Genomic DNA, 277 nt, shown 5'->3' with positions numbered 1-277 from the left:
CGTTACGTCGATCCGAAGGACATGTCGTCGGCCGAGCAGGGCTTCTGGAGCCAGGTATTCCACGGCAAGAAGGAAAAAGTGGCCAAGCAGTATCGCGTGAACGTGCGGGCGCTGACGCCTGACCAGACCCGCGTCGCCGTGGTCGACGACAAAGGTGGTGTCGACGAAAGCCCGCAGGCCACGCAGATCATGACGCTGATGGCCGATCAGCTGCACTGACGCGCGCCGCTGCAACTGGCGGCAGGCTGTCTGAAAACCCGTCCGGAACACCGTTCCC

General features: G+C 63.2%; 1 protein-coding gene. It reads left to right on the top strand.

All coding sequences use genetic code 11. The features are described 5' to 3' along the window. A partial coding sequence (locus R0J87_RS19980; RefSeq protein WP_498888432.1) for a hypothetical protein occupies positions 1 to 219 on the top strand: 219 nt, incomplete at its 5' end. Positions 220 to 277 lie beyond the last annotated feature (58 nt).

Source organism: Halomonas sp. SIMBA_159 (genome assembly GCF_046536035.1).
GTDB classification, from domain to species: Bacteria; Pseudomonadota; Gammaproteobacteria; order Pseudomonadales; family Halomonadaceae; genus Vreelandella; species Vreelandella venusta_A.
The sequence above is the reverse complement of the archived record's forward strand: the minus strand, read 5'-3'. Positions and strand labels throughout refer to the sequence as shown.